Below are 15872 nucleotides of genomic sequence, written 5' to 3' on the forward strand. Positions count from 1 at the left end.
CCGCTTTGCACCCCCGCGAGGGGGTGGTTTTTCTTTTTGAATGTCTAAGTATTTTAAGAAAACTGACTGCTTACGGGCCTGAAACTTACGTGTGAGTAACCACATGTGTAACTCGCGTCCGTGACTCCTAACATAGATTTCAGGAGATAAAGTCTCTGCAGCCGCGGTGTGATACTTTCCACCGAAACCACAATTCACTGCTTTTGGCTGTGCTTTTGCCATCTCATTCATGGATTTATGGCGCAGGCACATGCAAGCACCAAGGAAGGAGATGCGGTCAGTAATGACCCAGCAAAGCAACCAATCCTTTAACCCCGAATACTTTGAAAATCTATGGAATGGGTACGCGGATGAGGACTACGACGTAGTCATCATCGGTGGCGGTTCCGTAGGCGCTGGTGCGGCAGCGGACGCCGCTACCCGCGGCCTCAAGACCGCCGTCATTGAGGCGCGCGACTTCGCCGCAGGTACCTCTTCTCGCTCCTCCAAGATGTTCCACGGTGGCCTGCGCTACCTGGCCATGTTTGACTTCCGCCTGGTGGCGGAGTCCCTCAAGGAGCGCGAGCTGAACATGTCCACCCTGGCACCCCACCTGGTGAAGCCGCTGAAGTTTATCTTCCCGCTGACCCACCACGTATGGGAGCGCGTGATGATGTTCGGTGGCTTTACTCTTTATGACCTCATGGGTGGCTCGAAGAGCGTGCCAATGCAAAAGCACCTCACCCGCAAGGGCGTGCTGAAGGTGACCCCGGGTCTGAAGGACGATGCCATTGTGGGCGGCGTGCGCTACTACGACACCTTGGTTGATGACGCCCGCCACACCATGACCGTGCTGCGTACCGCCGCCGAGTACGGTGCCGACGTGCGTACCAATACCGAGGTCATTGGCTTTGACAAGGACCGCGGCGGCCGCATCGTAGGCGCCAAGGTGCGCGATACCGCCACCGGCCGCGAGACCACCGTGCGCGGCAAGGTCTTTATCAACGCCACCGGTGTGTGGAATGACAAGATTCAAGAGATGGCCGGCGTGGAGGGCAAGTTCACCGTTCACGCCTCCAAGGGCGTGCACATCGTCGTGCCGAAGAATGCGCTCGATGCAGACGCAGCCCTGTGCTTCGTCACCGAAAAGTCCGTCCTCTTCGTTATCCCGTGGGGCGAGTACTGGATTATCGGTACCACCGATACCGATTGGGAAAAGGGCCTCTCTTTGCCAGATCCGGCACCAACCAAGTCCGATATCGACTACATCTTGGACCAGGTTAACCAGCGCGTTCGCCGCAAGATCACCCGCGATGACATCGTGGGCGTCTACTCCGGACTGCGCCCGCTGCTGTCCGGCAAGTCCGATTCCACCACCAACCTTTCCCGCAACCACGCGGTTGCGCGCGTGGCCCCAGGTATGGTCTCTGTCGCCGGCGGTAAGTACACCACGTACCGCGTCATCGGTAAGGATGCCGTGGACCTGGCGGTGAAGGAACTGGGTACCAAGGTCCCAGAGTCCATCACCGAGCAAACCCCGATCCTGGGCGCCGCCGGCTATCATGCCTTGGCCAACCAGGTCCCATCCTTGGCTCGTCGCTATAACCTGAGCGAGAAGTTCATTGAGCACCTGCTCGGCCGTTATGGCTCCCTGCTGGGTGAGGTTTTGGCACCGGCAGTTGAGGATGCCTCCCTGCTCGAGCCAGTTCCTGGTGCCGAGTCCTACTTGTGGGCCGAGGTCCGCTACGCCGTCACCCACGAGGGTGCATTGCACTTGGAAGACATCTTGTCCCGCCGCCTGCGCATCGCCATCGAGTTCGGTGACCGCGGTGTGAACGCCGCCCCGGCCGTTGCTGATTTTGTAGCACCGCTGCTGGGCTGGAGCGACGCCGACAAGGAGCGCGAGGTATCCCAATTCAAGGCCCACACGCAGGCCGAACTTGAAGCAGAAGCTGCGGTAACTGACCGTGAGGCCAATGACATTTTGGTGCGCGCAGGATCCGCCCGACCCACCCAAAACGAGGTATAAGTTATGACCGGATTTGATGCATTCCTGTGGGAGTTTATCGGCACTGCGTTGCTGCTCCTTCTAGGTAACGGCGTATGTGCGCTGGTAAACCTGCGCACCTCTGGCGCGCGCGGTTCCGATTGGATCGTTATCGCCCTGGGTTGGGGCATGGCGGTTTTCGTCGGCGCGAGCGTGGCCGATCCCACGGGCGGGCACCTCAACCCCGCCGTCACCGTAATGTTGGCCGTCAATGGCTCGCTCGAGTGGTCCCTGGTCCCGTACTACTTCCTGGGCCAGATCCTCGGCGCTATCTTGGGTGCCATCCTGGCATGGGCTGCGTTCAAGCAGCTTTTCGACGCCAATAATTACGACGACGCCGGAAACGTCACCGGCGCCAATAAGGACACCAACGGTATCTTCTTTACCAAGCCGGCACATCCTAAGAACGGCTGGAATGCGGTGACGGAGTTCATCGCCACCTGCGTACTGTTGATGTTCATCGCCTTCGGCCCCACCGGCGGCGAGCTTGGCCCAATGAGCTACTTTGCCGTTGCTTTCGTTGTGGTGTCGGTCGGCCTGTCCCTGGGTACCCCTACGGGTTATGCCATCAATCCGGTCCGTGACCTGGGCCCGCGAATTGCTTATGCATTCATCTTGCCCATCCAGGACAAAGGCAGCGCGAACTGGGGTTATGCTTGGGTCCCCATCGTGGCCCCATTGGTCGCGGCCGTAGCCGTTGGCCTGTTGTCCGTTGCGCTCTAATTCCATCTTCGTATAGGAGACTAGACACATGACTAACAAGAAATACGTCGCCGCTATCGACCAGGGAACCACGTCGACGCGCTGCATCATCTTTGACCACAACGGCGAGCAGGCTGCCGTTGGCCAGCTCGAGCACGAGCAGATCTTCCCGGAAAAAGGCTGGGTAGAACACGATCCGGAAGAAATCTGGAGCAATACCCGTCGCGCCGTCGGTGAGGCTCTTGCCAATGGCGACATCACCGTGGAAGACATTGACTCGGTAGGTATCACCAACCAGCGTGAGACCACCGTGGTGTGGGATAAGCACACCGGCAAGCCGGTCTACAACGCCATTGTCTGGCAAGATACCCGTACCACCGCCATTTGTAAGGAACTCTCGGGTGAGGAAGGACCAGAAAAGTGGCGCCGCCGCACTGGTCTAATCATCAACTCCTACCCGGCGGGACCGAAGGTGAAGTGGATCCTCGATAACGTCGAAGGTGCCCGCGAGCGTGCTGAGGCAGGCGACCTGCTCTTCGGCACCATCGATAGCTGGCTGCTGTGGAACCTCACCGGCGGCGCCGAGGGCGATGCCGGCCGCGAAGCGCTGCACGCCACCGACGTCACCAACGCCTCCCGCACCTTGCTTATGGACATCGAAAAGCTGGAGTGGGATGAGGAATTGTGTAAGGAAATGGGCATCCCGATGTCCATGCTGCCGGAGATTCGCCCGTCCCTGGGTGATTTCCGTACCGTGCGTGAGCGCGGCTCGCTTTCCGGCGTTCCTATCCGCGCCATCCTGGGTGACCAGCAGTCCGCGATGTTCGGCCAGGGTTGCTTCCGTGCAGGTTCCGCAAAAAATACCTACGGAACCGGCCTGTTCCTCCTGCTGAATACGGGTACCACCCCGAAGTTCTCCGAGAACGGCCTGCTGACCACCGTCTGCTTCCAGCGCGAGGGCGAGCGCCCCGTGTACGCCCTCGAGGGCTCTGTATCCATGGGCGGTTCCCTGGTGCAGTGGCTGCGCGATAACCTGCAGATCATCCCCAATGCTGCGTCCATCGAAAACCTCGCGCGTGAAGTTAAGGACAACGGCGGCGTTTATATCGTGCCGGCCTTCTCCGGACTCTTCGCTCCGTACTGGCGCCCGGATGCCCGCGGCGTCATCGTGGGTCTGACTCGCTTTGCTAACCGCAAGCATTTGGCTCGCGCCGTGCTCGAATCCACCGCGTACCAGACGCGCGATGTTGCCGACGCCATGGTGGCGGACTCCGGCGTGGAGATTACCGAGCTGCGCGTGGATGGTGGCATGACCATGAATGAACTGCTGATGCAGTTCCAGTCCGATATCCTCGGCGTGGAAGTACACCGCCCGAAGAATATCGAGACCACCGCCACCGGTGCTGCCTTCGCGGCAGGCCTGGACCATGGCTTCTGGGATGACCTCAGCGTCTTGGGCAGCCAGGCCGGAGACATGAAGGTATTCAAGCCGAAGCGCGACAAGGAAGAGGTAGAGGCACTCTACCGCGATTGGAAGCGCGCTATTAAGCGCTCCCTGGAGTGGGAGGATAACGAGGACGAGGACCTGAACTTCTAAGTCCTGACGTAAACTCGCGGGTATGGAGAATTTCCCAGCCCGCGCGCCTCGCCTCATCGCGAGCGATATTGACGGCACCCTGCTGGACCGCAACCATCGCGTCCCGCGTCGCAATCGTGACGCCGTGGCGCGGGCAGTCCAACAGGGTGCCTATTTTGCGCTTTCTACCGGTCGTCCGTTCCGCTGGATTGCCCCGGTGCTGGAGCAGCTGCCCGTGCGGCCGGTATGCGTAACCTCGAACGGTGCTGTGTTGTATGACTCCGCGGAGGATCGGGTGATGTCTGCCCATGAGCTTTCGCCCGCCGCGTTGGCGGAAGTGGTGGACGTGGCCCAGACGGTACTGGGCACCGTAGGCTTTGGCGCGGAGCGGGCAGGGGGCTCGCTTGCCGACGCCGTCGAGGACCTCTTCGTAGTCGAGCGCCACTATTCCGAAAACGCCCTGTTTGAGGGCTTCGGCGTGGTCAGCATGGGCGAGCTAGTGGGGCAGCCGGCGGTAAAGTTCCTCATCCGCAACACGGACTACTCCGCCCCAGAGCTCTATGAGCTCATTGCGCCGCACATCGATCCGGAGCTTGCGCACCTGACCTATTCCATGCAGGAAGGAATCTTGGAGGTTGCCGCGCCCAATGTGACTAAGCGCCGCGGGGTGGAATGGCTGGCGGAGCACACCGGCGTCGCCCAGCAGGAGACTATTGCCTTTGGGGATATGCCCAACGATATAGAGATGCTGACGTGGGCCGGCTGTGGTGTGGCCATGGAAAACGCCCACCCGGAGGTTAAGGCGGCCGCGGATGCGGTCACCGTGGCTAACCACCAGGCGGGCGTCGCTAAGGTGCTAGAGCGCTGGTTCTAGTCGGTGAAGATGTCTACCTTTTCCGTTTCGGTGTTGTAGACAATCTCGCCACCCTGGAACTTCACGCGGATTTCCTTGCCATTCTTTTCCTCGTTGGAGGTAGGCAGGCCGAGCTTGGAGGCATTATCGCCCTCGGACCACTTCTTGGCAATCTCACCCGTCAGGGCCTTGGTGCCGGACTCCTTGGAGGAGAGCACCACGCCATTTTGGAAGAGCTGGTAAAGGATCTTGCCGCCATCGGTGGTGTCCGGGCCGCCGACTGCCAGGCCTAGGACTGGACCGAAAGCGTTGAGGACGGAGGTCCAAGATTCCTTCAGGCCTTCGTTGCTGGAGACCTGGACAACCTTATTGACAATCTCCGGGATATCGCCGGTGGTCAGGTTGCCCGCCACCTGCTGATCGGTGTCTGGCTTTTGTACGCGGTCGCTGGCGATGAGCACGCCGAAGACTGCGGCAGCGATTCCAGCGAGGGCGGAGATGGTGGAGACCGGTACCTCGACGTCGCCCAGCGAGGACGTGATTTCCTCACCTACCTGTTGCGGGGTCTTGGGAGTATTGGGCTGTGGAGACTCTTGCCAGTTCAGGTCCGTGCTGTTCTTGCCGGACTTGATGGCATCCGCCTTGCGCTTGGTATTCTTTCGAATCTCGTCCCAGTGGCGCGTGGTGTACTGGCCCGGGCAAGCCGTGTAGTGGAAATCATTGTGTCCCGCGAAGGACGGCACGGTGGCCGTGGTTCCTGCAGGGAACTTGGAGCCGTTGAATCCGCCGGAGTACAAGCTGGCCTTGCCCATTGGATCGATGCCAGAAATAGCGGCCTTCCAGCCAGCAATCTCGGCCACGGAGTTGAGCATCTCACGAGACGGCTCTGCTGTCTCGTAGTTGCCAATCATGGAAATGCCCCAGTTATTGGAGTTGAAGCCACCCACGTGGGCGCCCTGTACGGCCTTGTCCAGACCGCCGTAGCGGCCTTCGTAGATGGTGCCGAATTTATCCACCAGCACGTTGTATCCGATATCGCACCAGCCCAGGGTCTGCGCATGGTAGTCGTAGGCACCGCGTACCTGTGCCGCTGCCTGTGCGCGGGTGTAGTTATTGGTACCCGCGGTGTGGTGCAGGGTCAGGGCTTTCAAGCCATCATCGTAGGTTGGCTGCTGGCAGCGCTTAGATTCGTCTGCTCCCCAGCCAGCGCGGGTGACTACCTTGGGCATGCCCGCGGTTTCTGCGGTGGGCTCGATGGCTTCGCCTTCTTGGGCGTTGCCGTCGATAAACACGGCGTCGAGATCCGCAACCTGGGTGCGCTCATCGGCCACGGGGGAGATATCGCCGACGTTGTACGCAAGCGGCGCGGGGCGGTTGGCATCAGCGCCCTTGGCGGCCTTGTCTAGGAGGGAGTCTTCCTTCTTATCCAGGTTAGAACCAGTCACGAGGTCAACGTTGGCCATGGAAACCTGCACATCGTTGGTATCGCCCACGAAGATGAGTTCGGTGCCGTTCTTGCCCTCGGTGTAATTCATTGCATCCATGGGCAGCCACTCGCTCCAGGAACCGTCCTGCTGCTTGGAGCGGACGAAGGAGTTGATATCTCGCTTGCCTTCCCAGGTGACGGCGAACATATTGAAGGTTTCGTCGCGGTGGAACTGCTTGACCGCGCGGCGGCTTTCGCCGTCGCCCTGAGCGGCTACGGCTGGGTCATCGACGACGATGGATTCGCCGTCACTGAAGCTAGAGGAGGAATTTTTGACCTCAATGGGGCCGCCGTTGCCGGAGTCTTGGGTCTTGAGAACTTGCTGTCCGCCGAATGCGGCCGTCACGGCGAGCGCGATGGAGGTGACCGCCGCGATGACGGGGGTGGACCATTTTGACCTGGTGGGTACTAGTCGACGTCGTTGTTGCACTGTTATCTCCCTAGGGTTGTGCAGCTGTAAAAACGGTTGCCAAAAGTTAAGAGTTGATAGTGATGGTACGTTTGTGACTTCTGTGAAATCTGTTGCGACACGCCGATGCGCCGTGTCAGCTGCCGTAGTGCAATAAAGTGGAGGCCATGACTTCTTATGACCTCATCGTTGTTGGCTCTGGATTTTTTGGTCTAACGGTTGCCGAGCGCGCCGCTAGCCAGCTGGATAAGAAGGTGCTCATTGTGGAGCGCCGCAATCACCTCGGCGGCAATGCCTATTCCGAGGCCGAACCCACCACCGGAATCGAGGTGCACAAGTACGGTGCGCACCTCTTCCATACCTCTAATAAGCGCGTGTGGGACTACTGCAATAAGTTCACCGATTTCACCGACTACCAGCACCGCGTGTTTGCCATGCACGATGGCACCGCCTACCAATTCCCAATGGGCCTGGGTCTTATCAACCAGTTCTTTGGCCGCTACTACTCACCGGATGAGGCCCGCCAGCTCATTAAGGACCAGGCCGGCGAATTCTCCCCGGAAGAGGCACAAAACCTGGAGGAAAAGGCCATCTCGCTCATCGGTCGCCCACTGTATGAGGCCTTCATCCGCGATTACACCGCAAAGCAGTGGCAGACAGATCCGAAGGAGCTGCCAGCCGCGAATATCACCCGCCTGCCGGTGCGCTATACCTTCAATAACCGCTACTTCAACGACACCTATGAGGGCCTGCCGGTCGACGGCTACGCGGCATGGCTAGAAAACATGGCTGACCACGACAATATTGAGGTCCGCCTGGATACCGATTGGTTCGAGGTGCGCGAAGAGCTGCGCGCCGAGTCCCCAGATGCGCCCGTGGTCTACACCGGCCCACTGGATCGCTACTTTGATTTTGCCGAGGGCGAGCTGGGGTGGCGCACCCTAGACTTTGACTTGGAGGTGCTGGATACCGGCGACTTCCAGGGCACCCCGGTGATGAACTACAACGATGCGGACGTGGATTACACCCGCATCCATGAGTTCCGCCACTTCCACCCGGAGCGCAAGGATAAGTACCCGAAGGATAAGACGGTCATCATGAAGGAGTATTCGCGCTTCGCCGACAAGGGCGATGAGCCGTACTACCCCATCAATACCCCAGAGGACCGCACCAAGCTGGAGGCTTACCGTAAGCTCGCCGCTCAGGAGTCGAAGGATAATAAGGTTCTCTTCGGTGGCCGCTTGGGCACCTACCAGTACCTGGATATGCACATGGCTATCGGTTCCGCGCTGTCCATGTTTGATAATAAGCTCGCACCATTTTGGAACGAGGGCAAGGCTATCGAACAGGAGCGTGGCCACTAAGCGCTATGCTTAATCACCTCTGAGGAAAGGAGGTGACGGCATGGCTGACCGCCGCATGTGGAAAATGTCGCCGGAGCGGCTGCAAGAGCATTTGAAATTGCGTAGCCGGGCATCGCGCATTCCCGATAAAAAGAAGGAACAGTCCAAGAAGGCCTGCCGGAACTCCCGGCGGGCCTTTCCGCTTTTCGGTGCAGAAAACTATTGGGTTATCCCCAACCGTTTGACTTTACCCAACGTTAACTATTAAAGTTAACGACAGGTTAACAATTAGCAAACGGGACAATAATCCGAGAAAGGGGATAACAATGAACCAGTTTGAAACCCTGCGCCAGGATCTGCACGAGAACTACGGCCACGAGTACACGGCCGCGGAAATCGATGCCAAGCTCGATGAGGTTATTGCCAAGCACACCAAGAAGGCGGAGCTCGATGAATTCGTGCCGCTTTTGGTGGAGCGTGAGGTGCGCGACTACTTCGGTGCTCACCGCCTGCACGTACGTTTTGCCGCCGGTGCCAATAATGCGCTGGCCCAAGCCGCAGCGGAACTCACCCGCAAGCACGCCGGCGAAGCCCTCTTTGTAGATACCGCCGTTGCTCACCCAGAAAACGAAGCGGAAGGCCACCTTGCCTACGTCATGAACGAGCGCGGCATGGGGGAAGCCCCGAATAAGTACCTCGATGAGGTGCGCACGGTAGCGATGCCGGATTACATCGTGTTCTTGGGCCGCGAGGTAGAACGCGATGAGGCAGGCAAGGACATCAAAATTTGGGATATTCCTGCCGCGGATACCGTGGAGGAGGCGCGCGAATTGGCTGATGACCTCGAAGCCCGCGTACTCTACATGCTCAACAAGCTGGGCATTGACCCGGTAGCCGAACCGGTCAACGCCTAGAAGCGGTACGGGTCGGGCAGCTGGGAGGAGACGTTATTATTAGCCACCCAGAAGCCCGCAAACCTATAGGGCATGTAGTGCGTGCCCATACCGGGGCGCCATTCCGGCGTGCCCAGGAGTGGGGGAGTTTTGCGGTCGCGCTGCGGATATAGCCTTTCTGGCAGCGCGCCCACCATGGGGTGGTAGTCCTCGAGGACGCGAGCGAAGGCGGAGTCGAAGTCTTCTCGCGACAGATCCTGGGACAGGTCATTAATGCGCTGCGTTATCTGGCGCAAGCTGGCGTTGTCGGGCTGGCGAGAGAGGGCCGCTTGGGCGTCGCCAAGCAGCCATTGCACCTCGCCCGCGCGCACCGCAGTATCGCCGGCGCAGAAATTTTCTAGGGAATCTATCTGTGCTGCGGCCGTATTAATCTGCTTGAGCGCTTTGTATGCCTCCTTGATGGAGGCGGCGTGCAGGGAATAGTCTTGGATGTTCTCCAGCGCCTTGAGCGCCGGTCGCGCATCGGTGTACTGATTGACCAGAGAGCGCCACTGCACCTTCAGGTAGTCGCCCGCCAAGGGGGAATGCAGGGCGTCAATCCGTGCCTCCGTGCGCTTGATGAGTTCCTCAGCCCCGTCGCGAGCGCCCTTAATATAATCGAAGCGCTTGCGCACTCGGGCGCGGCGGATGAACAAGTAGGTAATGAGGCCAACCGCGCCCAGAACTACGAGCACCATAGTCGCTGCGATGAATACGGACCACGTGGGCACATCCTGCATAGATTGCCGGCGCACGGTAGTATCCGCGTCGGCGCGCGTAGCCAGGATCATGCCGACGGTATAGTCATCGTCCGCCAGCGCAGGCCGCATCTGGTCCAAGATGCCGTCCACGCGGCCCTCGTCATAAATCTTGATGTCCTGGCACACCTCTGTGCCGCAGTGCACGGCCATACTATTGGGCTCAAAACCTACCGCGATGACGAGCACATTTTTCTGTAGCCCACTTCCGTTGATGAAATGTGGATGCTCGCGTTCCAAGTCATGGAATAGAGTCCGGGAAAATTCCTCGCCCGACTTCGGATACGTAGCGTAGAGGACCTCGTGCACGGAATCCGGCAAATGCATGGACTGGGCTTGCGATTTGATGGCCCCTTCGTCCGAATTGCTGAGGATTTGGGCGTGGTCTAGAAACTCCACCGCGGGCTTTTCCTCTGCGATAGCGGCGGGCGCGCTGGCTACAGCGAGAAGACCTACTGCTGCCGCGCAAGGAACCCATCTCATGATGTTCCATAATACGGGCTCCGCGTGTAAACCGTAGTACTTATGCAAAAGCAACTACGCTAAATCGCTGACTACTGTTTATACCGTTTGGAGAATCGAAGCTATCGTGACTGCCAACAACACCCAGGCCCATGAGCCCCTGCAGCGCATCCTGCTGCCTAAGCGCGGCGAGCCCTTTGATGTGCGGATGCTCTACCTCATCGAAGCCGAGCAAAACCGCGAACGCCTCAGCTGGTTTAACCGCACCTCCGTCACCATCCCGGCCGGTGAGGAAGCATCTTTTGAAACCTACTTCAATGCCTTCCCAGCTTCCTACTGGCGCCGCTGGTCCCAGCTGCGTTCCGTAATCCTCAGCCTGGACATTGAGGGTCAAGCAAATATTTCCCTCTACCGCTCCAAGCAGGATGGCCAGCGCATTTCCGTGGCCAACCACCTGGTAGGCACCGGCCACCACGAGTTTGAGCTGCCGCTTAAAAACTTCGAGGATGGCGGTTGGCTGTGGTTCGATATCACCGCCGAGCAGGAAACCACGCTTGCTGACGCCGCCTGGTGCTCCCCCCACGCCCCCGGCCCACAGCTGCTGCCGGACGGCACCGAGCAACCAGCGCAGGACAAGCGCGTGGCGGTCGGCATCCCCACTTTTAACCGCCCGACCGATGCCGTGGCAGCGCTCAAGGCACTGGCCGAGGACCCGGTGGTAGACGAGATCATCGACTTCGTCCTCATGCCGGATCAAGGCAACCAGCACCCGGCCGATGAGCCGGGGTACGACGAGGCGGTGGCCCACTTTGGCGAGCGCTTCCGCGAATTCCGCCAAGGCAACCTGGGCGGCTCCGGCGGCTACTCCCGCATCATGTACGAGGCGCTGGAGAATACCGAATCGCCCTTCATCCTGTACATGGACGATGACATCGCCATCGAGCCGGACTCCGTGCTGCGCGCGGTTCAGGCGGCCCGCTACGCGGCTAAGCCCATTATCGTCGGCGGCCAGATGCTCAATCTGCAGGAGCGCTCCCAGCTGCGCACCACCGGCGAACAGGTTAACCGTGCCGATTTCATGTGGGGCGCGGCGCCGCACGCCGTCTACGACCACGACTTTGCCAAGTACCCGCTGCGCGCCATCGGCACCCGCGAGACTCACCTGGATCCCAAGAAGTACGATTCCCGCGCGCTGCACCGCCGCGTTGACGTGGAATACAACGGCTGGTGGATGTGCCTCTTCCCACGCATCGTGGCAGAAACCAACGGCCAGCCGCTGCCGCTGTTTATCAAGTGGGACGATACCGAGTACTCCCTGCGCGCAGCGCGCAACGGATTCCCCACGGTGACCTGGCCGGGTGCCGCTATCTGGCACATGGCTTGGGCGGATAAGGACGATGCCATTGACTGGCAGGCCTACTTCCACCTGCGCAACCGCCTCATCGTTGCCGCGATGTACCACGAGGGGCCGGCCAAGGGCATTACCAAGTCCATCTTTAAGTCCACCCTCAAGCACACCATGTGCATGGAATACTCCACCATGGCCATCCAAATTGAGGCCATGCGAGACTTCCTGGCCGGACCGGACCATCTCTTCGACATCCTGGAGTCTTCGCTGCCGCGCATCGCGCAGATCCGCAAGAACTACTCCGATGCCGTCATCCTGGAATCCGCCGATGAGCTCCCAGCTCCCACCGGCGCGCCGGGCGTGCCCACCCGTAATATCGGCGGCCGCCTGGCCAAGATTAAGAAGATCCCGTGGGCCATCAAGGGCCTCAAGCACCTCGTCAGTAAGGAAGACGCTGCGCACCATGAGGCGCCGCAGCTAAACCTCACCCCGGACGAGGCCCGCTGGTTCACCTTGTCCCGCGTAGATTCGGCCACCGTCTCCACCGCGGGTGGCACCGGCGTCGCCTTCCGCAAGCGTGATCGCGACCTAGCCAAGGACCTCGTGACCCAGACCCGCGAGCTGCTGAAGGAAATCGAGGAGAACTTCGACGACCTGCGCGCCGAATACCGCGCGGCACAGCCGGAGCTGACTTCGCGCGAGTCCTGGAAGAAGGTCTTCGATGCCCAATAAGCTTTCCGTAGCAGAATCGCGCGTCCTCGAATCCATCCAAAATGCGGCCTTCGACGTGCCCGGTGTGCTTCCCACCGCCCGCGGGCTTAGCCACTGGGGCGAGCATGCCTTGGGCTGGATGGGCAGCGCTGCGGTAGGGGCGGGCATCGACAAGCGCCGCCGCGAAGGCTGGATCCGTGTTGGAGCCGCCGCCTTCCTCGCGCACGCCGCCAGCGTGGTGCTCAAGCGCATCGTGCGCCGCAAGCGCCCGGATTATCCCTACGTGCGCGTGGGTGTAAAAACGCCCTCCAAGCTCTCCTTTCCCAGCTCGCACGCGACTTCGACCACCGCATTCCTGGTGGCGGTAAGCCGCCTTACCGGCCGCAAGGCGCCCCTTCTCGGCGTGCCGGTAATGATGGCATCGCGTATGGTGCTCGGAGTGCACTACCCAACAGATACGGCCGTGGGCGCGGCCATCGGCGCTGCTACCGCGGAGGTCGTGATGAAAGGAATGAAGCATGAGTGATGATGGAAACCAGCACTTTTTCCATTCGGAGCCGCACACCTCTGGCGTAGACACCGGCCGCAAGCGCAAGCCGCCGAAGAATCTTGCCGATGGCATGATTAAGGCCCTGCGCCCCAAGCAGTGGGTCAAAAACGTCCTGGTGCTGGCCGCCCCCGCCGCGGCCGGCGCCGAAGCGCTGTTCCATGGCCGCGTGCTTCTCGACGTCCTCTTGGCCTTCGTCGTCTTCTGCCTCGGTGCTTCCTCCATTTACCTGATTAACGATGCGAAGGATTGGCGAGAGGACCAAGAGCATCCGACCAAGCGCTTCCGCCCGATTGCCTCGGGTGTGCTACCGATCAAGCTCGCCTATGTCATGGCCGTGGTGCTCATCTGCCTGTCCATCGGCTTGTCTTTCCTCGCTACGGCCGGGCCGCAGCTGGCTATCGTGATGGCAATTTATATCGCACTGCAGTTGGGCTATTGCTTTGGCTGGAAGCATATGCCGGTGATCGATATTGCGCTGGTGTCCTCCGGCTTCATGCTGCGCACCATGGCCGGTGGCGTAGCCGCAGGCATCGAGCTTTCCCAGTGGTTCCTGCTGGTGGCGGCCTTCGGCTCGCTGTTTATGGCCTCCGGCAAGCGCTACTCGGAGATCCTGTTGGTAGAACAGACTGGCGCGAAAATCCGCAAATCCCTGGAGGGCTATACGCCCACCTACCTGCGCTTCGTGTGGACCCTAGCCGCCACCGCAGTGGTCATCTGCTACACCTTGTGGGGCTTCGAGCTCGCTAACGACGCCCAGACCGGTGGCGTGTGGTACCAGATTTCCATGGTGCCGTTTACTATCGCCATCCTGCGCTACGCGGCCGATGTGGACCGCGGCCAGGGCGGCGCACCGGATGAGATTGCACTCGAGGACCGCACTTTGCAGGTTCTCGCCTTGGCCTGGCTCGCCTGCATCGCAATGGCGGTTTATATCATGCCGTTGTTCTAGACACAGCGGAATCGATATAGAAATTTTCTGCGGGGCTGATAAACTTTCTCCCCGTGCTTAACACCGACCACAAGAGTATCGCCCGCTGGAGTGCCCCAGCGGTCGTTCTTGTGATCGGTGTTTTATCTTTCTGGGGCGGCTTCGCTCGCCGCTGGATTTCCGATGACGGCCTCATCGTCCTGCGTACCGTGCGCAATCTCGAAGCTGGAAACGGGCCCGTGTTCAATATGGGCGAGCGCGTGGAGGCCAATACTTCCACGCTGTGGCAGTACCTCATCTTCCTCGTGCGCTGGGTCTCCCACGCAAACCTGGAAGGCATCGCCATTTACTTGGGCCTCTTCTTGGCGGTAGCAGCAATGGTTGTCGGCACGGGGGCGTCGGCAAGCATGCGCTCTGGCGCCGTCCTTCCGGCCGGCGCACTTGTGTATGTGGCCCTGCCACCGGCCCGCGACTTTTTCACTTCCGGCTTGGAATGGGGTCTGTGCATCTTCTACCTTGCGGTGCTGTGGTGGCTGTTGTTGCGGTGGTCGCGCCCGCGTCGCCACTCCGGGAGCAATAGCGACGCCTATTGGCTCGCCTTCTGGGCTGGGCTGTCCTGGCTGGTGCGCCCAGAGCTCGCTCTGTACGGCGGCCTGGTGGGAATCGTGCTGCTCGTATCCCACCGCTGGTGGAAGATTCTTGCCGTCGCAGTGCCGCTGCCGTTGGCCTATGAGATTTTCCGCATGGGTTACTACGGCCTACTGACCCCGCACACGGCCGTGGCCAAGTCCGCGGCCGGTTCCGAATGGGGCAAGGGCTTTACCTACCTGGCGGACTTTGCCGGACCGTACTGGCTCTTCCTACCGCTCATCGTGCTAGCCATTGCGGGTCTGTGGAAGGCGGACCTGCGCCCCACGGCTCTCCGATCCACCGCCATTGCCACGTATCTTTTTGTAGGTGCGGCGCTCATCCATACGCTTTATGTCTTGCGCGTGGGTGGAGACTTTATGCACGGCCGCATGCTGCTGCTGCCACTTTTTGCGATTCTGCTTCCGATCTTTGTCGTTAGCGTACGCATGTGGATCGTTTCCGTCCTCTGTGCGGTGTGGGCGCTGGTTATCGTTCTGCGCGGGCATCCGGTGGATCGCAGCATCTATGCGGATGAAATTTCCATCGTGGACGAGCGCGATTTTTGGACCTATGCCACCCAGCGCCAGGATCCTCCTATGCGGGCCGAAGAGTTCCTCGGCGCCAAGTTTATGGAGGACTACCAGGAGGGCATCGACGAGCTAGAGGCGGGCGACGCCATGACCTTCCGCTATATCAAGGGCGAAGATAGGTTCTCGTGGACGGCCACGCCTGCGGACCCTTCGCGCACCGATCCGCCGACCGTTTACCTGCTCAATTTGGGCCTGTCTTCCATGAATGCGCCGCTGGATATTCGCGTGCTGGACAATATCGGCCTCAGCAACCCTTTGGCGGCGCGCCAGCCGCGCATCGAGGGCGGGCGCATTGGGCACGACAAGAGCTTGGATATGTCGTGGCAGGTGGCAGATTCCGCCGCCGATATCGACGAGATCCCGGCGTGGATTGATAAGTACGAGGCGGCCAAGGCTCGCGCCGCGCTTGCCGACGCCGATTTTCAGAAACTCTTCGCCACATACAGGGAACCCCTAACTTGGGACCGTTTCTGGAAAAATATTAAATTCTCTCTGACCGATGGTCGGACCCTCACTTTTTCTTCTGATCCCTCTGACTACCTGCGCTAATTCCTTTAGATGCAGACTT

13 protein-coding genes are annotated in these 15872 nt (G+C 60.0%); 11 read left to right on the forward strand and 2 right to left on the reverse strand.

Translation table 11 applies throughout. The annotated features are described in order from the left end of the window. Positions 1-283: 283 nt before the first annotated feature. From I6J28_RS03320 to I6J28_RS03335, 4 genes are read left to right on the forward strand one after another with little or no spacing between them, the layout of a single operon-like run. A complete protein-coding gene (locus I6J28_RS03320) occupies positions 284-2008 on the forward strand; it encodes a glycerol-3-phosphate dehydrogenase/oxidase (RefSeq protein WP_204610771.1) in 1725 nt (574 codons plus the stop codon). A 3-nt stretch (positions 2009-2011) separates the two neighbouring features. Next, positions 2012-2749: an MIP/aquaporin family protein gene (locus I6J28_RS03325; protein WP_204610772.1), complete on the forward strand. Its 738-nt coding sequence runs from the start codon at positions 2012-2014 to the stop codon at positions 2747-2749. Between the two features lie 28 nt (positions 2750-2777). Continuing rightward, on the forward strand, positions 2778-4325 hold the full coding sequence (glpK, locus tag I6J28_RS03330) for a glycerol kinase GlpK (protein ID WP_204610773.1): 1548 nt from the start codon (positions 2778-2780) through the stop codon (positions 4323-4325). Between the two features lie 22 nt (positions 4326-4347). Further along, positions 4348-5178, forward strand: coding sequence for a Cof-type HAD-IIB family hydrolase (locus I6J28_RS03335; RefSeq protein ID WP_005327047.1), 831 nt, complete (start codon positions 4348-4350; stop codon positions 5176-5178). Here the strand turns inward: I6J28_RS03335 and I6J28_RS03340 are convergent. After that, on the reverse strand, positions 5175-7073 hold the full coding sequence (locus I6J28_RS03340; RefSeq protein WP_204610774.1) for an N-acetylmuramoyl-L-alanine amidase: 1899 nt from the start codon (positions 7071-7073) through the stop codon (positions 5175-5177). The genes I6J28_RS03335 and I6J28_RS03340 overlap by 4 nt on opposite strands. A 146-nt stretch (positions 7074-7219) precedes the next feature. Here I6J28_RS03340 and glf point away from each other — a divergent pair, with 146 nt between their 5' ends. From glf to I6J28_RS03355, 3 genes are read left to right on the forward strand one after another with little or no spacing between them, the layout of a single operon-like run. Further along, positions 7220-8416: a UDP-galactopyranose mutase gene (gene glf / locus I6J28_RS03345; protein WP_040425343.1), complete on the forward strand. Its 1197-nt coding sequence runs from the start codon at positions 7220-7222 to the stop codon at positions 8414-8416. 40 nt (positions 8417-8456) lie between these two features. After that, positions 8457-8663 carry a hypothetical protein gene (locus I6J28_RS03350; RefSeq protein WP_049377535.1) on the forward strand — a complete coding sequence of 69 codons (207 nt, stop codon included), beginning with the start codon at positions 8457-8459 and terminating at the stop codon, positions 8661-8663. Positions 8664-8721: 58 nt separating this feature from the next. Then, positions 8722-9309: a three-helix bundle dimerization domain-containing protein gene (locus I6J28_RS03355; protein WP_204610775.1), complete on the forward strand. Its 588-nt coding sequence runs from the start codon at positions 8722-8724 to the stop codon at positions 9307-9309. Here I6J28_RS03355 and I6J28_RS03360 read toward each other — a convergent pair. Next, positions 9306-10568, reverse strand: a complete 1263-nt coding sequence (locus I6J28_RS03360) for a DUF5129 domain-containing protein (protein WP_204610777.1) — start codon at positions 10566-10568, stop codon at positions 9306-9308. The genes I6J28_RS03355 and I6J28_RS03360 overlap by 4 nt on opposite strands. A gap of 106 nt (positions 10569-10674) precedes the next feature. Here I6J28_RS03360 and I6J28_RS03365 point away from each other — a divergent pair, with 106 nt between their 5' ends. Genes I6J28_RS03365 through I6J28_RS03380 form a run of 4 tightly spaced genes read left to right on the forward strand, consistent with a single transcriptional unit; the run spans position 10675 to position 15853 of the window. Next, the gene (locus I6J28_RS03365; RefSeq protein WP_005327055.1) at positions 10675-12627 is read left to right on the forward strand and encodes a glycosyltransferase; all 1953 of its coding nucleotides are present in this window, start codon (positions 10675-10677) and stop codon (positions 12625-12627) included. Then, a complete protein-coding gene (locus tag I6J28_RS03370) occupies positions 12617-13132 on the forward strand; it encodes a phosphatase PAP2 family protein (RefSeq protein WP_204610779.1) in 516 nt (171 codons plus the stop codon). The genes I6J28_RS03365 and I6J28_RS03370 overlap by 11 nt, the downstream gene beginning before the upstream one ends. Next, positions 13125-14105 carry a decaprenyl-phosphate phosphoribosyltransferase gene (locus I6J28_RS03375; RefSeq protein ID WP_204610781.1) on the forward strand — a complete coding sequence of 327 codons (981 nt, stop codon included), beginning with the start codon at positions 13125-13127 and terminating at the stop codon, positions 14103-14105. Before I6J28_RS03370 ends, I6J28_RS03375 begins: the two co-directional genes overlap by 8 nt. Before the next feature lie 53 nt (positions 14106-14158). Continuing rightward, positions 14159-15853: a hypothetical protein gene (locus tag I6J28_RS03380; RefSeq protein ID WP_204610783.1), complete on the forward strand. Its 1695-nt coding sequence runs from the start codon at positions 14159-14161 to the stop codon at positions 15851-15853. Positions 15854-15872 lie beyond the last annotated feature (19 nt).

It is taken from the genome of Corynebacterium tuberculostearicum (assembly GCF_016894265.1).
GTDB lineage: Bacteria > Actinomycetota > Actinomycetes > Mycobacteriales > Mycobacteriaceae > Corynebacterium > Corynebacterium tuberculostearicum_D.